Raw genomic sequence first — 20,734 nt, forward strand, 5'->3', positions numbered from 1 at the left:
GCAAGGCCCACCCTCGCTGCGGAGTTTGTGTTGCCCGGCCACCCTTTCACAGAAGAACCATAGAAAAGGCCCGATAGTAATGCGAAACGCACAGAAGCCCTCCGGAATGCCCGCCCACCGCTACACGCCGTTCCAGGACCAGATCAAAGTTGAGCTGCCGGACCGCACGTGGCCGGACAAAGTGATCACCAAGGCCCCGCGCTGGTGCGCTGTGGACCTTCGTGACGGCAACCAGGCGCTGATTGATCCCATGAGCCCGGCGCGCAAGATGAAGATGTTCGATCTGCTGGTCCGCATGGGCTACAAGGAGATCGAGGTGGGTTTCCCGTCCGCATCCCAGACGGACTTCGACTTTGTCCGCCAGCTCATCGAGGGCAACCACATTCCGGACGACGTCACCATCCAGGTCCTGACCCAGGCACGCGAGCACCTGATTGAGCGCACGTACGAGTCCCTGGTAGGCGCCAAGCAGGCCATCGTGCACCTCTACAACTCCACTTCAGTGCTGCAGCGCCGCGTGGTCTTCAACCAGGATGAGGATGGAATCCTGGACATCGCGCTCCAGGGCGCACGGCTGTGCAAGAAGTACGAAGAAACCCTCGTGGACACCCACGTGACCTATGAGTACTCTCCGGAGTCCTTCACAGGCACTGAACTCGAATACGCAGCACGGGTCTGCAACGCCGTCGCGGACGTCTTCGAGGCTTCCGCGGACCGCCAGGTCATCATCAACCTCCCCGCCACGGTGGAAATGGCCACTCCCAACGTTTACGCAGACTCAATTGAGTGGATGAGCCGCCACCTGCACCCCCGTGAAGGCATCATCCTGTCCCTGCACCCCCACAATGACCGCGGAACGGGTGTTGCCGCTGCCGAGCTGGGCTACATGGCCGGAGCCGACCGGATCGAGGGCTGCCTTTTCGGCAACGGTGAGCGGACCGGCAACGTTGACCTGGTCACCCTGGGGCTGAACCTTTTTGTGCAGGGCATCGACCCCATGATCGACTTTTCAAACATCGACGACATCCGCCGGACCGTCGAGTACTGCAACCAGCTGCCCGTGGCCGAACGCTCACCCTATGGCGGCGACCTTGTGTTCACGGCGTTCTCTGGCTCGCACCAGGACGCCATCAAGAAAGGCTTCGAGGCCCTCGAGCGGGACGCGGCGGCCGCAGGCAAGGATGTTTCCGACTTCACCTGGCAGGTACCGTACCTGCCGGTTGATCCCAAGGACCTCGGCCGCAGCTACGAAGCGGTTATCCGGGTCAACTCGCAGTCCGGTAAGGGCGGAGTTGCCTACCTGCTCAAAAACGAACACAGCCTGGACCTGCCGCGCCGGGCGCAGATTGAATTCTCCGGCGTCATCCAGAAGCGTACTGACACGGTAGGCGGCGAAGTCAGCGGAGCCCAGCTGTGGCAGGTCTTCCAGGACGAGTACCTGCCCTCCGGCAAGACGGACGGACAATGGGGCCGTTACTCCCTCGGCTCCGTCAGCACCGAGACGGATAGCGACGGCGGCATGACCCTTCACGCATCCCTCACCGTGGACGGTGTCCAGGTCCGCCGGACCGGCACTGGCAACGGCCCCATCGCCGCACTGCTGAGCATCCTCCGCGAGGACGGCGTGGATGTTCGCGTGCTGGATTACAGCGAGCACGCCCTTTCCGAAGGCGGCAACGCGATGGCGGCCGCGTACGTGGAGTGCGCGGTGGGAGAGCGCGTGTTGTGGGGCGTCGGCATCGACGCCAACACCAGCATGTCTTCCCTGAAGGCAGTTATTTCTGCCGTGAACCGCGCCATCCGGGACGCCCAGGCCTGACCTGCCGGCGCACGTGTGCCGTCGGGACTTCCCGGCGCCACACGTGCGCTCCACCCGGGAACGCCGGAAGGGCAGTATCCCCAAAGATGGGAAGATAAAGGCGTGGCCCAACACTCTTTCGCTTCCCGCGCGTACCGGGACGACGCCGTCGTGCTCCGTACCCACAAGCTGGGTGAGGCGGACCGCATCATCACGCTGCTGACCAAGCATCACGGCCAGGTCCGGGCGGTTGCGAAAGGAGTCCGGCGCACCAGCAGCCGCTTCGGCGCCCGCCTTGAGCCCTTTATGGTGGCGGACCTGCAGCTTGTGTCCGGAAAGACCCTGGACATAGTGACCCAGGCGGTGGCCAAGGGTGCCTACGGTGGAAGCATTGCCGCGGACTACGGCCGCTACACGGTCGCTGCCGCAATGACGGAGACCGCGGAAAAACTGACAGACGTGGACGGTGAGTCCGGCACCGCGCAGTACAACCTGCTGGTCGGCGCCCTGGCGTCACTGAGCCGGAACGAACATGCAGCCGGGCTGATCCTGGATTCATACCTCCTGCGGGCACTCGCTACCGGCGGTTGGGCGCCGAGCTTCACCGACTGCGCCCGCTGCGGCCTGCCGGGTCCACACAGCGCCTTTTCCGCTCCCGTGGGCGGCATGGTCTGCGGCGGATGCAGGCCGCCGGGGTCACCGGCACCGGCGCCGGAAACAGTAGTCCTGCTCGCAGCGCTGCTGACGGGAGACTGGGGTACCGCCGACGGCTCCATGCCCGTGCACCGCAGGGAAGCGGCCGGTTTGGTGGCCGCCTACTTGCAATGGCATCTTGAACGAGTATTGAAGTCCCTCAAACATGTGGAGCGCAGCTGACAGTGGCCCTGGGAAAAAAGAACAACGCACCCCCAAAGCGGAGCCACCCGGTGGTTGCCCCCTACCCGCACCCCTCCGGGGCGCTGGCACCTTCGATTCCGGCCGAGTTCATACCCCGGCATGTTGCCATCGTGATGGACGGCAACGGCCGGTGGGCCAACCAGCGCGGGCTGCCGCGGATCGAAGGCCACAAGGCCGGCGAGCCCGCCCTGCTGGACGTCATGGCAGGGGCTATCGAGCTGGGCATTGAGTACGTCAGTGTCTATGCCTTTTCCACCGAAAACTGGCGGCGCTCCCCGGAGGAAGTGCGGTTCCTCATGGGTTTTAACAAGGACGTGCTGCGGAGGCAGCGGAACCAGCTTGATGAATGGGGCGTGCGCGTCAGGTGGGCCGGCCGCCGGCCCCGGCTCTGGGGCTCGGTCATCCGCGAACTCGAAGAGGCTGAAAATTTCACCGCCGGCAACAGCACCTGCACGTTGACCATGTGTGTTAATTACGGCGGTCGCGCCGAAATCACGGACGCCGTGTCGGCCATCGCCGCCGAGGTGGCCGCCGGAAAGCTCAAGCCCGGCGCCATCACCGAACGCACCATCCAGAAATACCTTGACGAGCCGGACCTCCCGGACGTGGACCTCTTCCTGCGCAGCTCCGGGGAGCAGCGGCTGTCCAACTTCCTGCTCTGGCAGTCCGCCTACGCCGAGTTCGTGTTTATGGACACCCTGTGGCCCGACGTCGACCGCCGGACGCTGTGGGCCGCGGTGGAAGAGTACGCCCGGCGCGACCGCCGGTATGGCGGGGCAGTGGATGCGGCGAAACCTGCTGACGGGGAAGGCCCGGCCGCGTAGCCGGCCACCAGGATAGCCCGGCAGGCACGTCACGCCGTCACGGCTGCTGCGGCATGTCTCCCGTTGCCGGGTTTTCGTCCGCCGGGTACCCGTCCGCCTGGTCCCCGTACGCACGCAGCCAGCGCGCCAGCCGCGCATAGGCGTCCGCGCGCACGGCGGCGGGGGAGAGGAACACATCGTGCAGTGCACCCTCGATACGTTCGACCGTCACTGTGCGCCCGAGGGTGAGGGCACGGGCAGCAATGACGTTGACGTCAAGGACGGCGTCCGTGCGCCGCATCTCTTCGGACCAGAAGAGGCCGTTCGCGCTTCCCCGGGACAGGAGCACCAGGATGGGAACTTCGATATTGAGGCCGCGGGCCACCTTGGCGTGCCCGGCCAGCACGGCGCTGAGCCACCCCGCACGCACCGGGAACGCTATAGGCGGGCGATACCGTTCATCCAGCACCCATTCCCCGTCCGCCGAACTGCTGATAGTGCGCCAGTAAAAACCCCGCTCGGGAAGCCTCAAAACAGCCTCCGGCCGGAACCGGGCCACCGGTCCCACCATTCCTGAGGCAGCGCGCCGAACCAGGGCGCTTCCGTGCATCTCCAGCCACGGACTGTTCAGGATAAGTTGCGACACTGCTCCGGGATGCCCGCTGGCCCACAGCGCCGCCACCAGCCCTCCCGTTGAATGCCCCACCAGGGTCAGCGGCCGGGTAACACCTTCCTGGCGGATGAGGTGGCAGGCCATGTCTATTTCGGCATCATAGTCCGCGAGGTTCGAAACGTAGCCGCCCGGAAATTGGGGGCGCAGGCTCCGGCCGTGGTTATGCATGTCCAGGGCAAAGAAGTCGTAGCCGGCCGAGGACCAGAAGCGCGCAAAGTCCACGTTGAAGAAATAGTCACTCCAGCCGTGCAGGAAGAGAACTGCCCTGCGGTGCCCGGGCGGGGGGAGCACTTCGACCGCGGCAGGGCGGAACCGGACCAGGGTGGCGGTACGCTCCACACCGTCAGCTCCTGCGGCGGCGAAGGCATGGGACTCGAACCCCTCACCCAGGATGTCCCGCTGCCATTCCATGGCTTTATGCTATTCCGCTGCTGGAACAGTCGGCGCAGTTTTGGTCTTCACCCATTTTGGTCTGGGCCAGCCGAGGCGGAAGACTGGAGGCATGCGCGTTTATCCCACATTCTTCCGCCTGGCCTTTTCATGGATGGACGCCGAGCGCGCCCACAAAATCGGCTTCAAGGCCATCAGGCTGGCGCATCGCTCCGGTGCAGGCCGCGCCCTGGAGAAATTGACGGCGCCCGCACCGTCGCTGCAAACAGCGGCTTTCGGCCTGACTTTTCCCTCGCCGTTCGGCCTTGCCGCAGGTTTCGATAAGGAAGGCCACGGCATAGAAGCACTGAGCCAGCTCGGGTTCGGGCATATAGAGGTGGGCACCATCACCGGGCAGGCCCAGCCGGGCAATGAAAAGCCGCGGCTCTTCCGCCTGGTACAGGACCGGGCCGTTATTAACAGGATGGGATTTAATAACGACGGCGCCACCGCCGTTGCCCCGCGCCTCAAGGCAGCCCGCGCGGGGCTTCAGCGCAGGCACCCGTCGGTGCGCCCGATCATCGGCGTCAACATCGGCAAGACGAAGTCGGTTGAACTCGAAGATGCCGTTGAGGACTACCTGGTAAGCGCACGCAGCCTTGCGCCCGCCGCGGACTACCTCGTGGTCAACGTCAGCTCCCCCAACACCCCCGGCCTTCGTCTCCTGCAGGACGTGGAAAGCCTCCGGCCGCTGCTGACCGTCGTCGGCCGGGAAGTCGACCGGGCAGCAGGCCGCCACGTTCCGCTGCTGGTGAAGATCGCCCCGGACCTGAGCGACGAGGACATCGACGACGTCGCCCGGCTTGCCCTCGACCTCAAACTGGACGGCATTATCGCCACGAACACCACCATCGCCCGGACGGGCCTGGCTTCCCCGGCCGAACAGGTGGAAAAATGCGGCGCGGGCGGGCTTTCGGGCGCTCCACTCAAACACCGCTCCCTTGAAGTGCTTCGAAGGCTCAAGCAGGTCACCGGCGACGCCCTGACCCTGGTGGCCGTGGGCGGCGTGGAAACGGCACAGGACGTCCAGGACCGGCTGGATGCCGGAGCAACGCTGGTCCAGGGCTACACGGCCTTCCTCTACGAAGGACCGTTCTGGGCGGCCCGCATCAACCGGCAGCTGGCGAAGAACCGGCGCCTGTAGGGCGCAGATCCGCTTCTGTGGCTGTGGCGGCACCACAGACCGGCATTCCCAACCCTGCCCAGTTGCAAGGAAACCCCGGCGGAAAGTCTGCCGGGGTTTCTTTGTCTGTTGTAGGGGGACGCAGGAGGAAGGTCAGGCCGGGTACTGTCCGCGCTTAACCTGGGGCTTGGGCAGCCGCAGCTTCCGGAACTGCAGGGAGCGCATGGAGCCGTACCAGACGGTGCCGCGTTCCACCTCGCCGAACTTTTCGGTCAACCGCTTGCGGAGCTTGCGGGACAGGATAAAGACGTCAACGAAGACGGCCAGGAACATCACCCAGAAACCGCCCAGAACATAAATCATCAGGTCACTGGACGCCGGCACCACCAGGGACACCAGGACAAATACCAGGGCGCCGAACATCAGGTATTCCCCGAGGCTGAACCGGGCATCCACATAGTCACGGGTAAAGCGCTTCTGGGGGCCCTTGTCGCGCAGCGGCAGGAACTTTTCGTCCCCCGTGTCCAGCGCCTGGCGCATTTTAAGCCGCTGGTCCTGGATCACCTGGCGCTCGGCGGCCTTTGACGCTTTGCGGTCCTCCGGAACCAACGGGCGCTTGCGCGCAGCCTCCTGGGCCTTCCGTGTTGGGGTGGGGGCTCCCTTACCGGCTATGCCGTTCTGCCGGGCGGCAACTTCCGCTGCCTGCTGGTCTGATATTTCCTGCGCCGTAGGCGCTTCCTTTTTACGTCCGAACACCAGACCAGAATACCTTGCGGGGCGGCTCGGCCCTCTTGACCCCGGCGAGGGCTCCCGTAAGCAGAATGTGACGAGCGTAATGTTTTTTCCATGACTTCACCTGCAACGGCCACCCCCGACAACATTGATGGCCCCACACCTTTGGGCCTGAACCCCAACCCCGGCACGGCAAACCTTCGGGCGGCCATCGACCGCTCGTTTACCGCCACCCTTGCCCGCCTCAAGGAACTGGTTGCGATACCCGGCATCGCCTGGCCAAGCTTTGACCGGTCGCCGCTCGAACGCAGCGCCGAAGCCGTAGCAGAACTCCTGCGCGCGACCGGACTTGAGGAAGTGCAGATCCTGGCCTGCGACAAGCCGGACGGCACGCCCGGCGGCCCCGCCGTCGTCGCCCGTCGGCCGGCCGCGGAAGGCAAGCCGACCATCCTGCTGTACGCACACCACGACGTCCAGCCCGCGGGAGACGAGGGGCTGTGGGAGACGGCACCTTTCACCGCCGTTGAAAAGGACGGCCGTCTCTACGGTCGCGGGGCGGCCGATGACAAGGCCGGCATCATGGCCCACATCGCTGCTTACGCCGCCGCCTCCGAGGTACTGGGCGACGGCCTGGGCCTTGGTGTGACCTTCTTCTTCGAAGGCGAGGAAGAAGCGGGTTCTCCCACGTTCAGGCCATTCCTGGAGGCACACCGGGAACTGCTTCGTGCTGACGTCATCGTCGTTGCCGACTCCAGCAACTGGAAGGTGGGCGTTCCGGCGCTGACAACAAGCCTCCGCGGACTGGTGGACGGGACCATCGAAGTCCAGGTCCTGGAGCACGCGGTCCATTCAGGGATGTTCGGCGGGCCTGTCCTGGACGCCCCCACCCTCCTGTCCCGCCTGATCGCCACCCTCCATGACGACGACGGGAATGTTGCCATCCAGGGGCTGGTCGCCTTCGACAATGCGGCGGTGGAGTTTCCGGAGGCCGACTACCGCGCGGACGCGTCAGTGCTCGACGGCGTCCGCCTCGCCGGTTCGGGCAGCATCGCCTCCCGGCTTTGGACCAAGCCGGCGCTGTCCATTATTGGTTTCGACGCACCTGCCGTGGACGTAGCCTCAAACACGCTGCTGCCGAGGGCGCGGGCCAAATTCAGCCTCCGGCTGGCGCCGGGGCAGCTTCCCGAGGAAGCGATGGAGGCCGTACGGCGGCATGTCGAAGCGCACGCTCCCTTCGGCGCAAGGGTGACCTTCACACCGGGGGAGAGCGGCAACCCGTTCCAGACGGATACTTCTTCGGCCGCTGCCGGGCTCGCGATGTGGGCCTTGGGGGAGGCCTGGGGCGTCCAGGCGGTGGAGACGGGTATTGGTGGTTCCATCCCTTTTATCGCCGACCTCACGGAGCTGTACCCGGACGTACAGATCCTCGTTACGGGTGTCGAGGACCCGGACTCCAGGGCGCACAGCGCGAACGAGTCGCTGCACCTTGGTGACTTCCGAAAAGCCATCCTCGCCGAAGCGCTGTTGCTGTCCCGTTTGAACGCCGGACTGTAGGAGCCCCAGGCCCTTCCCGCGGTCCGCCTCCCGGACACCCGGTGCGGCTCCCCGGGAACAAGGAAGGGCTTCCCGTGGTTACGTCAGGAGTTAGAGCTACGGGTGCGCCCCGCGTAGCATGTAGCTATAGCCCATACCGTATCCGTAGGGGCAGGCACCGCTCCCGCGGAGCCGCCAGACCATCCTAAGAAGGTAGGCCAATGAGCACCGCAACCAATGAGAACAGCACCCAGACCACCAGCGCGCCCAGTGAGGAACTGCCCGTTCATGAGGTCAACCTCACCGACGTCGCAGCAGGCAAGGTCCGCAGCCTTCTCGAGCAGGAAGGCCGCACCGATCTTCGGCTCCGGGTTGCCGTGCAGCCTGGCGGCTGCTCAGGGCTGATCTACCAGCTCTACTTCGATGAGCGGCTCCTGGACGGAGATGCTGTCCGTGACTACGACGGCGTCGAAGTTGTTGTAGACAAGATGAGCGTTCCGTACCTCAGTGGTGCCAGCATCGACTTCGAGGACACCATCTCGAAGCAGGGTTTCACCATTGACAACCCGAACGCCGGCGGCTCCTGCGCCTGTGGAGACTCCTTCCACTAAGCCGGTTATTTCGCCCGATGCCGGCGCCGTGCCTCCAGCCGTTCACCACGGTTGGAGGCACGGCGCCGACATGTGGGCGAAACGCCCGGGGGAGCGGTAAGCTCTACACCGAGTAGTAAAACTTTCAGTGTGCCCGCGGCGCCGATGGCTGCCCGGACAACAGCAACAAGTAGGAAGGGCCGTCTGTGAGTTCGCAGAACCGAACCGGCAGCCGACGCAAAACGATCACCACGATCTCAGGCTTGGCAATTGCCGGCGCGTTGGTTTTGACCGGATGTTCGCCAGAGGTAGAGAAAGGGTGGCTGCCCACAGAACGTGGCACCACCAGCAACAGCGACCGCATCATGGACCTCTGGGTCAACTCATGGATCGCCGCCTTGGCCGTGGGCATCATTACCTGGGGCCTGATCGTCTGGTGCCTCGTGGCCTACAGGCGCCGCAAGGGCACCGTGGGCTTCCCGCGCCAGACGAGTTTCAACCTTCCCCTGGAAGTGTTCTACCTGACCATTCCGCTCTTTATGGTCCTGGTGTTCTTCTACTTCACCGACCGTGATCAGCAGGCCATTGATGACCGGTCACAGCCTGCCGACGTCGTTGTCGATGTCCGTGGCAAGCAGTGGGCCTGGGACTTCAACTACAAGGCCGGCGACGTCATTGAAGAAGACGTCTACGAGGCAGGCGTCCAGGCGCACCTGACCGGCAACGCGATCGACAAGGAACAGCTGCCTACGCTGTACTTGCCCGTCAACAAGTCCGTTGACCTGGAACTCAACTCACGCGACGTGATCCACTCCTTCTGGGTTCCCGCCTTCCTTCAGAAGCGCGACATGATCCCGGGCAAGACCAACTACATCCGGTTTACCCCCACTAAAGAGGGCACCTACGACGGCAAGTGCGCCGAGCTCTGCGGCGAATACCACTCGGAAATGCTGTTCCGCGTCAAGGTGGTTTCAGAAGCTGAATTCCAGGCACACCTGGATGAGCTTAAGGCTGCCGGCAACACGGGCCTCCTCGGTGTGGAGTACGACCGCAACCCGAACCTGAACGAAATTAAGTAAGGGGAGCGACGTGGCTACGTACACTCAATCCGCACCCACCGGAGTCCTCACAGCTCCAGTGGTTCCCAAATCCAAGGGACGCATCGTCGTCAACTGGATCACTTCCACCGACCACAAAACCATCGGGTACATGTACCTGATTGCTTCGTTTATGTTCTTCTGCCTTGGCGGCGTGATGGCCCTGCTGATCCGCGCCGAACTGTTTGAACCCGGGATGCAGATCCTGCAGACCAAGGAGCAGTACAACCAGCTCTTCACGATGCACGGCACCGTGATGCTGCTGATGTTTGCCACCCCGCTGTTTGCGGGTTTCGCCAACGTGATCATGCCGCTCCAGATCGGCGCGCCTGACGTTGCCTTCCCCCGGCTGAACGCGCTGGCATTCTGGTTTTTCCTCTTCGGCTCCACCATCGCCGTGTCCGGCTTCATCACCCCCCAGGGTGCTGCCTCCTTCGGCTGGTTCGCCTACGCGCCGCTGTCCAACACCACGTTCAGCCCCGGCATCGGCGGGGACCTGTGGGTCTTCGGCCTGGCACTGTCCGGCTTCGGAACCATCCTGGGTGCGGTCAACTTCATCACCACCATCATTTGCATGCGCGCCCCGGGCATGACCATGTGGCGGATGCCGATATTCACCTGGAACACCTTGGTCACCGCCATCCTGGTGCTCATGGCGTTCCCGCCGCTGGCCGCAGCACTGTTCGCCCTCGGTGCGGACCGCCGCTTCGGTGCCCACATCTTCGACCCGGAAAACGGCGGTGCCGTCCTGTGGCAGCACCTGTTCTGGTTCTTCGGCCACCCCGAGGTGTACATCATCGCGCTGCCGTTCTTCGGCATTGTGTCCGAGATCTTCCCGGTGTTCAGCCGCAAACCGATCTTCGGTTACAAGGGCCTGGTCTACGCTACGATCGCCATCGCAGCCCTGTCCGTGACGGTGTGGGCGCACCACATGTACGTCACCGGCGCGGTGCTGCTGCCGTTCTTCGCGTTCATGACCATGCTCATCGCGGTTCCCACCGGTGTGAAGTTCTTCAACTGGATCGGCACCATGTGGCGCGGTTCGCTGACGTTCGAAACCCCGATGCTGTGGAGCCTCGGGTTCCTGATCACGTTCCTTTTCGGCGGCCTCACCGGCATCATCCTGGCCTCCCCGCCGCTGGACTTCCACGTCTCCGACTCCTACTTCGTGGTGGCGCACTTCCACTACGTGGTGTTCGGCACCGTGGTGTTCGCGATGTTCGCCGGCTTCTACTTCTGGTGGCCCAAGTTCACCGGCAAGATGCTTAACGAGCGCCTGGGCAAGATTCACTTCTGGCTCCTCTTCCTGGGCTTCCACGGCACCTTCCTCATCCAGCACTGGCTCGGTGTTGAGGGTATGCCCCGCCGGTACGCCGACTACCTGGTGGAGGACAACTTCACCTGGATGAATCAGTTCTCCACGGTGGCCTCGTTTGTCCTCGGAGCGTCCCTGATTCCGTTTTTCTGGAACGTTTACATCACCTGGCGCAGCGCCGAAAAGGTGCAGGTGGACGACCCCTGGGGCTTCGGTGCCTCGCTCGAGTGGGCCACGTCCTGCCCGCCGCCGCGGCACAACTTCACGTCGCTTCCCCGGATCCGGTCCGAGCGCCCTGCCCTGGACCTGCACCACCCCGAGCTTCGACAGGTCCACACCGTCGAGTCACCGGCTCCCGCAGCCTCCATGCTCGGTAACGCCGACCAGAAGGACACTGCACAGTGAAAATTGAATCTTGGATCTTTGGTTCCGGAGTCTTCTTCTTTGTACCGGTCTCGGTAATCTACGGCTTCCTTACCGACTGGGGTGAATGGGTCGGTATTCTCGGAATCCTCCTGGTGGGCGGCCTTGCCGGCATGATCGGCGGCTACCTCGGATTCACCGGGAAGCGCGTCGGTATGCGTCCCGAGGACCGCAGCGACGCTGAAATCCACGAGGGCGCCGGCGAACAGGGGCACTTCAGCCCCTGGAGCTGGTGGCCGCTGGTGCTCGGCCTGGCCTGCGCCACAGGCTTCCTGGGCCTGGCGGTAGGCTTCTGGATCGTCTACATCGCTGCCGGCCTGGCAGTTGTGGCACTCATCGGCTGGGTTTACGAATACAGCCGCGGCGACCACGCCCACTAGGCACAAGAACAACGACGACGGGCCCCACCTTTTGGTGGGGCCCGTCGTCGTTGTTCTTGTCGTTGCGCTGGTCCTCCGGCACCTAACAGCGGCCGCTAGACACCGGCAAGTGCGCCTATTCTGCTCCCTGGGACTCCAGCAGCTCGCCAAGCGTCCGGAGGGCCTCCTTGGCCCTTTCCTCGCTCAGGGCGCCACTGAGCAGTGAATCATCAATTCCCAGCTCCACTTCACAGCCATGGGGAAAGTCGGCAGTCATCACGTGAAGGAGAGATCGGGCATCCACGCCCCCGGTTCCCGGCTTCGTGATGGTCACAGGAAGCCCGGTAGCGGCCACCGCCCTGACAAATACAGCTGCCGGGCGCGCGTGCAGCCCGATCGTGGCTGTTACCACAGCCTTGTGTGTTGGCAACGGGACTCCTTCTTTATGACGGCCCCATCCGTCGGGTTTCGAAATTTTCCTGTCCAATATAGCGGGCCTAGAGCACCATCCCCGAATAGGCGCGGCCCGGGGCATCAGCTGGTCTAGACCTGCCCTAAAATTGCAGAGTGAACTCGAACCCAGGGGAGACCCACCGTGGCAGCTAGCGCCGGGGCGATTGCCGGTGAAATCGACAGAAGCAGCGGCACTGCCATCTACGTCCAGCTGCGCGAGATCCTGCGCACCTACATTGCCGAGTCGTGCCGGCCGGGTTCTGCGCTGCCCTCGGAGCGTGACCTCGCGGAGCGCTTTGGGCTTGCCAGGATGACTGTGCGGCAGGCTATTGACGCGCTGGTCGGTGAAGAGGTCATTGAACGAGTAGTGGGTCTCGGCACTTTCGTTCGCAGGCCGAAGCTGGACCTGCAGGTGAAGCTGACTTCCTACAGCGAGGAGATGCAGCGCCGCGGCATGGTTCCCGCAGCCAAAGTACTCAGCTTTGAACAGATTGGTGCCAGTGCATTTCTAGCCCGCGAGCTCCAGCTGGACGAGGGTACTCCTCTGGTCCGCTTCCGGCGCCTGCTCCTGGCAGATGGTGAACCGATGAGCGTGGACGAAAACTTCATCCCTGCCCACCGTGTTCCTGGTCTGCTGGACGGAGAGCCGCCCACCTCGCTGTACAACGTGCTAAGCGAACAGTACGGCCTGGTGATGGAATGGGGCGAGGACATGATTGAGGCCACCGCAGCGTCTCCGTCCACGGCACGGCTGCTCAACGTCGAAGTAGCCTCACCGCTGCTCAAGATCCAGCGGCATGCTTTTGTTGCACGCACCATGGTGGACTATTCCGTTTCGTATTACCGCGCGGACCGGTACAAGTTGTGGGTCCCGCTGCAGCGGCCGGGCGCGCGCCGGTCCCGTAACCACTGACCAACCAAGCCCTGCAGCGCCCCTGTTCCTTTGTTTCTGCCAGCCGGTCAGGCCCGGCGGGCGAGCAGGAACACAAAAGGCCCGGTCCTGTTGGACCGGGCCTTTCATGTTGATACGGGCAGAGTGCCTAGTGGCTCAGGCTCTTCGCTGCCTCGGGAGCTTCCACTGCCGCGTGGCCGTGGCCGTGGGCGGCTTCCAGCTCTGCGGGGGTGGCCGGGGCAACGCGGTCCTCGAAGAACCACTTGGAGAGCAGCGCCCGGCGCTTCTCCTTGCGGGTTACCACACCGTGTTCGTTCGGCACTGCCGGAAGAACGTTCGGTGACTCGAAGCCCACCAGCTTGTAGCGCTTGTACTCATCCAGCGGTGCATGGACTTCGATGAACTCGCCGTGCGGGAGGCGGACAATACGCCCGGTCTCGCGGCCGTGGAGGGCGATCTCGCGGTCCTTGCGCTGGAGTGCCAGGGCTACGCGCTTGGTGACGAAGAAGGCAATAAACGGGCCGATGATGAACAGCGTCCGCAGCCAGTAGGTGACATCGTTGAGCGAAACACCGAAGTGGGTGGCGATGAGGTCGGAGCCTGCTGCTGCCCACATGACGCAGTACCAGACGAACCCTGCCATGCCGATCGCGGTGCGGGTCGGGGCGTTGCGGGGGCGGTCAAGTACGTGGTGCTCACGGTCGTCCTTGGTGATCCAACGCTCAATCCACGGGTACATGAACATAATCGTGAACAGGATGCCGGCCGGCACAAGGGCGGGCAGCAGCACGTTGAAGCTGAAGACGTGGCCGAACCACACCTGCTCAACCTGCCAGTTACCCAGGGTGCCCGGCATCAGGCGCAGGGCGCCGTCAACAAAGCCGATGTACCAGTCGGGCTGGGTTCCGGCGGACACGGGGGAGGGGTCGTACGGACCGTAGTTCCAGATCGGGTTGATCGTGAAGAAACCGGCCATCAGGGCGAGGACACCAAAGACGATGAAGAAGAATCCACCGGCCTTCGCGGCATAGACCGGGCCAAGCGGGTAGCCGACAACGTTGTTGTCGTTGCGTCCGGGGCCGGGGTACTGGGTGTGCTTGTGGACGACCACCATGAAGAGGTGGAGGACGATCATCAGCAGGATCAGCGCCGGCACCAGCAGGATGTGCAGCATGTACAGGCGGCCGATGATGGCAGTACCCGGGAACTCCCCGCCAAAGAGGAAGAAGGAGATGTACGTTCCGACAATCGGGATGGACTTGATCACGCCGTCGATGATGCGCAGGCCGTTGCCGGACAGCAGGTCATCGGGGAGGGAGTAGCCGGTGAAGCCTGCAGCCATGGCCAGGATCAGCAGGACGCTGCCCACTACCCAGTTCATTTCGCGCGGCCTGCGGAAGGCTCCGGTGAAGAAGACCCTGAGCATGTGCACGGCGATGGACGCAACGAACAGCAGTGCTGCCCAGTGGTGGACCTGGCGCATGAAGAGGCCGCCGCGGACATCAAAGGAGATGTCCAGCGACGAGTTGTAGGCCACCGACATTTCGACGCCCTTGAGGGGGACGTAGGAACCGTCGTAGTGGGTTTCCGCCATGGACGGATCGAAGAAGAACGTCAGGAAGGTGCCGGAAAGCAGCAGGATGACGAACGAGTAGAGTGCCACTTCGCCGAACATGAAGGACCAGTGGTCGGGGAAGACTTTGCGGCCGAATTCGCGAAGGATTCCGGAACCGCCAACACGCGTATCGACGAAGTCGGTGAACCGGCCTGTCTTGGTTTTGGCGACGAAAGCGGGCTCAGCTGTTGATGCTGCGCTCATGCATATCACGCTCCCAGTAACTTGGTCCTACAGGTTCTTTGAAGTCGCTGGTGGCGACCAGGTAGCCCTCGTCATCAACTGCGATAGGCAGCTGGGGGAGAGGGCGGCTGGCGGGGCCGAAGATCACTTTGCACTCTTGCGTGAGGTCAAAAGTGGACTGGTGGCACGGGCACAGCAGGTGGTGCGTCTGCTGCTCGTAGAGAGCAACCGGGCAACCGACGTGGGTGCAGATCTTGGAATACGCAACGATGCCGTTATAGCCCCAGTCTTCGCGGCCCTCTGAGGGGTTGAGCGACTCGGGATCCAGGCGCATGAGCAGCACAACGGCTTTGGCCTTCTCGTTGAGCTTGCCCTCGTGAAGTTCGTTCAAGCCCTCGGGGATGACGTGGAAGGCCGAGCCGATTGTCACGTCGGAGGCCTTGATGGGCGTTCCGTCGGGGTCACGGGCAAGACGCTTGAGCTTGCCTTCCTGAGGGGCCCACATGGTGTGGGCGAGCTTGTTGTCCGGGCGGGGTCCGAGGTCGCCGAAAATAGCAACCGCCGGCAGCGGCGCGAGGGCAACTGCTCCCAAGAGGGTGTTCCGGATCAGCGGACGGCGCTTGATGCCCGTCTCTTCCACGATGTCATCCACGATACGGACGGCCGCCTGGCGGTCTTCTTCGTAGCGGATCGCGTGGCGCGATTCGGAGACCTCGTGATCCGGCATCAGGGCTTTGGCCCAGTGCACGATGCCGGTACCGATGCCGAGCATCGCGAAGGCGGTGCCCAGGCCCAGCAGCATGTTCTGGAGCCGGATGTTGGCAATGGTTGATTCTGAGCCACCCAGATCAATGGCGAAGTACGCCACCAGGAAGATCAGCGTTCCAACAACAGAGATGCCAAATAGTAAGGCGACCTGCCGTTCTGCCCGCTTTGCGGCCTTCGGGTCCGTGTCAGCCAGGCGCAAACGGTGCGGAGGAAGTCCAGGGTCCTGGAACTTCTCCACCTCATTCTGACCAGCCGTAGCTACGGTGCCCGAGTGGTTCGGACTGCCGTCACTATGGTTGCCCATAATTCGCCTCATCCTTCTCTCGTCCCGGCGGGTGCCGGGTTAGTTTTCCAATATCAAACTGCTGACGGATCAGCAGAAGTTGTTCAGTGGTCCGCGGAGGTCCTAGGACGTCCGGGAAGTCAGCCAGATGGTGAAGGCGATGATGACACCGAGGCCTGCAACCCAAACGAAGAGTCCTTCGGCCACGGGGCCAAGTGAACCCAGCTCAGCGCCGCCGGGGGAGCCGGTGGTTTCGATCTGCTTGAGGAATGTGATGATGTCGCGCTTGCCTTCGGGCGTGATGTTGGAGTCGCTGAAGACCGGCATGTTCTGCGGGCCGGTGACCATGGCCTCGTAGATGTGCTTGCCTGAGGTGTCTTCCAGGGCGGGTGCGAACTTACCGCGGGTCAGGGCGCCGCCTGCGGCAGCAGCGTTGTGGCACATGGCGCAGTTGGTGCGGAACAGTTCCCCGCCTGCCGCTGCATCGCCCTTTTCGTCAAGCAGGCCTTCTTCAGGGATTGCCGGGCCGGCACCAAGGGATGCAACATAGGCTGCCAGCTGGTGGATCTGCTCGTCGTTGAACTGAACGGGCTTCTCCAGCGCCTGCGGGCCGTTCATCTGCATGGGCATGCGGCCCGTTCCGACCTGGAAATCAACGGATGCGGCGCCCACGCCAACGAGGGACGGGCCATCCGGTGAACCGCTGGCACCCATGCCGTGGCAGGTGGCGCAGTTGGCGGCGAACAGCTTGCCGCCTTCTTCTGCGTCATGTGCACTGAAAGTGGTGCTGGAGGCTTTGGCCTCATTGACGGTGGTGGCCACGGCGTACAGCCCACCAGTGATGAGGAGCCCCATCAGAAGCAGCGCGATTGCTGCCAGTGGGTGACGCCGCTTTTGCGAGAGTGCCTTCACGTGGTGGTTCCTTTATTCGATCCTGCGCCGGCTCCTGGAGCCGATACCTGAAATTCTGCCTCTTGTAGAAAAAGAATCAAAGCTGGCTACTTGAGTACGTAGATGACCAGGAAGAGGCCGATCCACACCACATCCACAAAGTGCCAGTAGTACGAGGTGACAATCGCGGACGTTGCTTCAAAGTGCCCGAACTTCTTCGCGGCAAAGGAGCGGCCCATGATCAGCAGGAAGGCCACCAGGCCACCGATCACGTGGAGGCCGTGGAACCCCGTGGTCATGTAGAACGCTGACCCGTAGGCGTTGGAGGAGAGCGAGACGTGCTCAGAAACCAGCATCGCGTACTCCGTTGCCTGGCCTGCGACGAAGAAGGCCCCCATAAGGAAGGTCAGGGTGAACCATTCATTCATGCCCCAGCGGGCGAACTGGAAGACCCCGCCGGTACGGCGCGGCTGCAGCCGCTCAGCGGCGAAGACACCCATCTGGCACGTGAAGGAACTTGCCACGAGGACGATCGTGTTGGCGAGCGCAAAGGGGAAGTTGAGCTTGGCCGTCTCAGCCGCCCACATTTCCCCGCTGGTGGAGCGCAGGGTGAAGTACATGGCGAAGAGACCGGCGAAGAACATCAACTCGCTGGAGAGCCACACGACGGTTCCAACGGAAACCATATTGGGGCGGTTCAGCGTGGGGTGCGCCGGGGAACTGGGGGCATGGGTCGCAGATGTCACATAGACATTATGTCTGCAAAAGTCCGTGCTGCCCAACGCAAACCGCCTTTTCGGGGGACTTTTTCTACAAAGACGCGAAATCGTACGAAAAAGGTTCCGCCGCCCGTTCACATTGGTCAGCCCCGGCCATCCCTCGATAGCATCAGCAGGTGACTTCACAGGCATCCGCAGCATCGGCAGGCAACACCTGGCCGCGGCTGATCTCGGCACTGATCAAAGGAAATGACCTCACGGCGGACAGCACCGCCTGGGCCATGGATACCATCATGTCCGGGGAGGCGACACCCGCACAGATCGCAGGATTCCTGGTTGCCCTCAGTGCCAAGGGAGAAACCGTTGAGGAACTCGCTGGCCTGGTGGAAGCCATGCTTGCCCACGCCAACCCCGTCTCCATTTCCGGCGAGAAGCTGGACATTGTCGGAACCGGCGGGGACCAGTTGAACACTGTCAACATCTCCACCATGGCGGCGCTGGTGGCTGCCGGAGCAGGAGCAAAGGTGGTCAAGCACGGCAACCGTGCGGCGTCGTCGTCGTCCGGTTCTGCTGATGTGCTGGAAGCCTTGGGCGTCCGCCTCGACCTGTCCATCGAACAGGTGGCGCGCAATGCGGAGGAGGCGGGCATTACATTCTGCTTTGCGCAGGTCTTCCACCCGTCCTTCCGGCACACCGCAGTCCCGCGGAAGGAACTGGCCATCCCGACGGCCTTCAATTTCCTTGGCCCGCTGACCAACCCTGCCAAAGTCCAAGCGTCCGCGGTAGGGGTTGCCAACGCGAGGATGGCGCCGCTGGTAGCGGGCGTCCTGGCCCAGCGGGGAAGCCGGGGCCTGGTATTCCGCGGCAATGACGGGCTCGATGAGCTGACCACCACGGGTCCTTCAACCGTGTGGGAAATACGCGACGGCGCTGTGTCTGAGCTGACGCTCTCGCCCGCGGACCTAGGCATCAAACCGGCAACCGTCGAGCAGCTGCGCGGCGGCGACGCCCAGGCCAACGCCGTCGTCGTACGGGAAGTCCTCGCAGGCAAGGAAGGGGCGGCCCGCGACGCCGTTCTCCTCAATGCTGCAGCGGGGCTCGTGGCTTTCGACACCAGTGCGGACGGTCCGTTCCTTGAGCGTATGCAACGGGCCTTCAGCCGGGCATCTGAATCGGTCGGGTCGGGTGCTGCTGCGGCCGTCCTGGAAAAATGGGTTTCCCTGACCCTCAGGTGAATCCGGCTACTGCTCGAAGCCCAGGGCGAAAGCTGCGTCGAGGTCGTGCTGCGAGTAGGCACGGAACGCTATGTGCGTTGTCGTGTGCACCACCGCGGGCACCTTGGACAGTCGGTCTGCAATAACGTCCGCCAGGTCCTCGTGCCGGGGCACCCTTGCCACCGCAATCAAATCCCACTCCCCGGTGACGGAATATACCTCGCTGATCCCGTCTATCGCTGAGATCTCCTCGGCTGTTTCAGGTATGCGGGCAGCGTCAGTCTTGATCAGAACGAATGCGGTGATCACGAGATGAATCCTTCCGGATCTGTTGCGCCGTAGCAGAGCCCGGCAAGCTTTTGAGTGCTGCCAGCCTATTACATGGGGCCGCGCTGCCGGCCGGACCCGCGGCCACTTCAGGCGAAGTTCTTCAGGCTCTCCTCAGCCGCTTTGCACCGGCCCACGCCAGTCGCCATCCCACCAGCAGGAGCCCCAGGCTCAGCAACGCCACGATGATAAAGGGCAGCACTACCGTCTGGCCGGTCAGCAGGCGGAGCACCATGCCGCCCACCAGGGCACCCAACCAGACCGCCACCCCGGTCCGGCGTACGGACAGCGGATTCCGCCACGCCCTCACGGCCAGCCATCCGAGGGCCGCCCCTGCCAAAAACGGCCAAGCAGTCAGCAGGACACCGGAAAAGACCTCGCCGCGCTGGTGCGCGTCACGGCCAACGGCTGCAAACACCATTATCAGCACAGCATCGGCGGTGGCAGCGGCGGCTGCCTGCCGCCCTGTAGACGAGCGGATGGGCCGCTGAATCTGAGGTGTCATACCTTCGAGCCTAGCAACGGCGGTTGTGCCCGTGCGCCCCTTGTCCTTACCTCCGTGATTGAGCAGGATAGACAAACCGGAAAGGGGAGGCGGAACCATGCGATTGTTGCAGGTGGCCCAGTATGCGGAAGACCTCGGGAGGGCATCTGCGTTCTACGCCGAATTGCTTGGGGTACAGCCCAGCGCAGTGTTCGACCCGCCCGGCCTGGTCTTCTTCGACCTCGAGGGCGTGCGGCTGATGCTGGAACCAGGCGCCCCAAGGGCTCTTCTGTACCTCCAGGTTCCGGATGTCCGGGCCTCTGTGGAGCAGTTGGCAGCCAGGGGAGTGGACGTGGTGGACGCGCCCCGCGTGATTTACACCCACGCGGACGGAGTGCTTGGTCCTGCTGGTACGGACGAGTGGATGGCGTTCATCCGGGACAGCGAGGGCAACACGCTGGGACTCGTCAGCCAGATGGCCGCAGGACAACGGGCACCCGGAGAATCCGGAGGCTGATTTCGTTGCATTCGTTACTGACATCGGTGGCAGCTTTACCGGCTGACCAGCTCGCTGCCGTAACCGGTGTCGCATTTGCCATCGTGAAGGACGCCCTTCCCGGGGGCCACGGCATAGTTTTCGCCAGGGTTGAGGACGGCCGGCTGCACGCCGGTTGCTTCGGTTATGCAGCGGTGGACGAAGGGAGCGCTTTCGCCCTCGCCGCCCACCCACATGTCGATCCAGAGGGACGCGCCGTCATAGTCCTCCGACCCTGAGTGGCACGGACCATCCTGGGGAGTTGGGCCGTCCCCGCAGGTATCTTCCACAATGAAATACCGCCGTACATCGGGCAGGTAGATCCGGGTGCCGGCGGGGATGTCGAGGACGCTTTCGCCCGTCTCGCGGGAGTGACCGACGGCGATGGTCACCGGGTCTTCGTAGGTTCCGGTTCCACCGGCCGTTTTGTGCAGTACCGGATGGCTGATGATGGGTGAGCCTTCCGGAGTGTTGTCGTACCAGGAATAGCCGGTGACGAACACCTTGGGCACAACTTCCTCACCTGGCTCAAGGGGAGGAGGGCCCCCGCAGGCTGCCGCTGTGAGGACTGAAGAAAGCACGCCGCCTGCCAGCACCG

At 63.4% G+C, this 20,734-nt stretch carries 22 protein-coding genes; 12 read left to right on the top strand and 10 right to left on the bottom strand.

All coding sequences use genetic code 11. The annotated features are described in order from the left end of the window. The first annotated feature begins 79 nt into the window (after nucleotides 1-79). From leuA to AC5RVN_RS04470, 3 genes are all read left to right on the top strand, one after another. Nucleotides 80-1,819 (top strand): 2-isopropylmalate synthase, encoded by a 1,740-nt coding sequence (leuA, locus tag AC5RVN_RS04460; protein WP_494137188.1) that lies wholly within the window; start codon nucleotides 80-82, stop codon nucleotides 1,817-1,819. Between the two features lie 102 nt (nucleotides 1,820-1,921). Continuing rightward, nucleotides 1,922-2,674 (top strand): DNA repair protein RecO, encoded by a 753-nt coding sequence (gene recO, locus AC5RVN_RS04465; RefSeq protein ID WP_494104819.1) that lies wholly within the window; start codon nucleotides 1,922-1,924, stop codon nucleotides 2,672-2,674. A gap of 2 nt (nucleotides 2,675-2,676) precedes the next feature. Further along, the gene (locus tag AC5RVN_RS04470; RefSeq protein WP_494039740.1) at nucleotides 2,677-3,519 is read left to right on the top strand and encodes an isoprenyl transferase; all 843 of its coding nucleotides are present in this window, start codon (nucleotides 2,677-2,679) and stop codon (nucleotides 3,517-3,519) included. Nucleotides 3,520-3,556: 37 nt separating this feature from the next. Here AC5RVN_RS04470 and AC5RVN_RS04475 read toward each other — a convergent pair whose 3' ends face one another. Next, the gene (locus AC5RVN_RS04475) at nucleotides 3,557-4,582 is read right to left on the bottom strand and encodes an alpha/beta hydrolase (RefSeq protein ID WP_494137189.1); all 1,026 of its coding nucleotides are present in this window, start codon (nucleotides 4,580-4,582) and stop codon (nucleotides 3,557-3,559) included. Between the two features lie 91 nt (nucleotides 4,583-4,673). On the opposite strand from AC5RVN_RS04475, the gene AC5RVN_RS04480 reads away from it, so the two are divergent. After that, a complete protein-coding gene (locus AC5RVN_RS04480; protein ID WP_494137190.1) occupies nucleotides 4,674-5,744 on the top strand; it encodes a quinone-dependent dihydroorotate dehydrogenase in 1,071 nt (356 codons plus the stop codon). A 132-nt stretch (nucleotides 5,745-5,876) separates the two neighbouring features. Here the strand turns inward: AC5RVN_RS04480 and AC5RVN_RS04485 are convergent, their stop codons facing one another. After that, nucleotides 5,877-6,479 (bottom strand): DUF3043 domain-containing protein, encoded by a 603-nt coding sequence (locus AC5RVN_RS04485; protein WP_494137191.1) that lies wholly within the window; start codon nucleotides 6,477-6,479, stop codon nucleotides 5,877-5,879. Nucleotides 6,480-6,569: 90 nt separating this feature from the next. On the opposite strand from AC5RVN_RS04485, the gene AC5RVN_RS04490 reads away from it, so the two are divergent. The 5 genes from AC5RVN_RS04490 to AC5RVN_RS04510 all read left to right on the top strand — a co-directional run bounded on the left by AC5RVN_RS04490 (nucleotide 6,570) and on the right by AC5RVN_RS04510 (nucleotide 11,793). Further along, nucleotides 6,570-8,009, top strand: coding sequence for a dipeptidase (locus tag AC5RVN_RS04490; RefSeq protein WP_494137192.1), 1,440 nt, complete (start codon nucleotides 6,570-6,572; stop codon nucleotides 8,007-8,009). A gap of 200 nt (nucleotides 8,010-8,209) precedes the next feature. Then, nucleotides 8,210-8,599, top strand: coding sequence for a HesB/IscA family protein (locus AC5RVN_RS04495; protein WP_387554394.1), 390 nt, complete (start codon nucleotides 8,210-8,212; stop codon nucleotides 8,597-8,599). Between the two features lie 185 nt (nucleotides 8,600-8,784). After that, nucleotides 8,785-9,657, top strand: a complete 873-nt coding sequence (ctaC, locus tag AC5RVN_RS04500) for an aa3-type cytochrome oxidase subunit II (protein WP_494104814.1) — start codon at nucleotides 8,785-8,787, stop codon at nucleotides 9,655-9,657. A 10-nt stretch (nucleotides 9,658-9,667) separates the two neighbouring features. Further along, the gene (ctaD, locus tag AC5RVN_RS04505; RefSeq protein ID WP_494137193.1) at nucleotides 9,668-11,395 is read left to right on the top strand and encodes an aa3-type cytochrome oxidase subunit I; all 1,728 of its coding nucleotides are present in this window, start codon (nucleotides 9,668-9,670) and stop codon (nucleotides 11,393-11,395) included. Continuing rightward, nucleotides 11,392-11,793, top strand: a complete 402-nt coding sequence (locus tag AC5RVN_RS04510; RefSeq protein WP_494039733.1) for a cytochrome c oxidase subunit 4 — start codon at nucleotides 11,392-11,394, stop codon at nucleotides 11,791-11,793. Before ctaD ends, AC5RVN_RS04510 begins: the two co-directional genes overlap by 4 nt. 115 nt (nucleotides 11,794-11,908) lie before the next feature. Here the strand turns inward: AC5RVN_RS04510 and AC5RVN_RS04515 are convergent, their stop codons facing one another. Continuing rightward, nucleotides 11,909-12,202, bottom strand: a complete 294-nt coding sequence (locus tag AC5RVN_RS04515) for an HPr family phosphocarrier protein (protein WP_494137194.1) — start codon at nucleotides 12,200-12,202, stop codon at nucleotides 11,909-11,911. A 165-nt stretch (nucleotides 12,203-12,367) separates the two neighbouring features. Between AC5RVN_RS04515 and AC5RVN_RS04520 the strand changes: the two genes are divergently transcribed. Then, nucleotides 12,368-13,138 carry a GntR family transcriptional regulator gene (locus AC5RVN_RS04520; protein WP_494039731.1) on the top strand — a complete coding sequence of 257 codons (771 nt, stop codon included), beginning with the start codon at nucleotides 12,368-12,370 and terminating at the stop codon, nucleotides 13,136-13,138. Nucleotides 13,139-13,265: 127 nt separating this feature from the next. Here the strand turns inward: AC5RVN_RS04520 and qcrB are convergent, their stop codons facing one another. The 4 genes from qcrB to ctaE all read right to left on the bottom strand — a co-directional run bounded on the left by qcrB (nucleotide 13,266) and on the right by ctaE (nucleotide 17,603). Beyond that, nucleotides 13,266-14,936 (bottom strand): cytochrome bc1 complex cytochrome b subunit, encoded by a 1,671-nt coding sequence (qcrB, locus tag AC5RVN_RS04525; RefSeq protein WP_494039730.1) that lies wholly within the window; start codon nucleotides 14,934-14,936, stop codon nucleotides 13,266-13,268. Beyond that, entirely contained in the window at nucleotides 14,914-15,987 is a 1,074-nt protein-coding gene (gene qcrA, locus AC5RVN_RS04530; RefSeq protein ID WP_494039729.1) for a cytochrome bc1 complex Rieske iron-sulfur subunit, read from the bottom strand. Before qcrA ends, qcrB begins: the two co-directional genes overlap by 23 nt. A 102-nt stretch (nucleotides 15,988-16,089) precedes the next feature. Beyond that, nucleotides 16,090-16,878, bottom strand: coding sequence for a cytochrome bc1 complex diheme cytochrome c subunit (qcrC, locus tag AC5RVN_RS04535; protein WP_494137195.1), 789 nt, complete (start codon nucleotides 16,876-16,878; stop codon nucleotides 16,090-16,092). An 86-nt stretch (nucleotides 16,879-16,964) separates the two neighbouring features. Continuing rightward, nucleotides 16,965-17,603 carry an aa3-type cytochrome oxidase subunit III gene (gene ctaE / locus AC5RVN_RS04540; RefSeq protein WP_494039727.1) on the bottom strand — a complete coding sequence of 213 codons (639 nt, stop codon included), beginning with the start codon at nucleotides 17,601-17,603 and terminating at the stop codon, nucleotides 16,965-16,967. A 149-nt stretch (nucleotides 17,604-17,752) separates the two neighbouring features. Here ctaE and trpD point away from each other — a divergent pair, with 149 nt between their 5' ends. Beyond that, nucleotides 17,753-18,811: an anthranilate phosphoribosyltransferase gene (gene trpD / locus AC5RVN_RS04545; RefSeq protein WP_494137196.1), complete on the top strand. Its 1,059-nt coding sequence runs from the start codon at nucleotides 17,753-17,755 to the stop codon at nucleotides 18,809-18,811. A 6-nt stretch (nucleotides 18,812-18,817) separates the two neighbouring features. Here the strand turns inward: trpD and AC5RVN_RS04550 are convergent, their stop codons facing one another. Both AC5RVN_RS04550 and AC5RVN_RS04555 read right to left on the bottom strand, forming a co-directional pair. Then, on the bottom strand, nucleotides 18,818-19,099 hold the full coding sequence (locus AC5RVN_RS04550; RefSeq protein ID WP_494039725.1) for an Lrp/AsnC family transcriptional regulator: 282 nt from the start codon (nucleotides 19,097-19,099) through the stop codon (nucleotides 18,818-18,820). Between the two features lie 121 nt (nucleotides 19,100-19,220). Beyond that, entirely contained in the window at nucleotides 19,221-19,622 is a 402-nt protein-coding gene (locus AC5RVN_RS04555) for a DUF3054 domain-containing protein (protein WP_494137197.1), read from the bottom strand. Between the two features lie 97 nt (nucleotides 19,623-19,719). Between AC5RVN_RS04555 and AC5RVN_RS04560 the strand changes: the two genes are divergently transcribed. Continuing rightward, nucleotides 19,720-20,118, top strand: a complete 399-nt coding sequence (locus AC5RVN_RS04560) for a VOC family protein (RefSeq protein WP_494137198.1) — start codon at nucleotides 19,720-19,722, stop codon at nucleotides 20,116-20,118. Between the two features lie 35 nt (nucleotides 20,119-20,153). Here AC5RVN_RS04560 and AC5RVN_RS04565 read toward each other — a convergent pair whose 3' ends face one another. Beyond that, on the bottom strand, nucleotides 20,154-20,648 hold the full coding sequence (locus AC5RVN_RS04565; RefSeq protein WP_494039722.1) for a hypothetical protein: 495 nt from the start codon (nucleotides 20,646-20,648) through the stop codon (nucleotides 20,154-20,156). Nucleotides 20,649-20,734 lie beyond the last annotated feature (86 nt).

This window comes from Arthrobacter sp. sptzw32 (assembly GCF_059089735.1).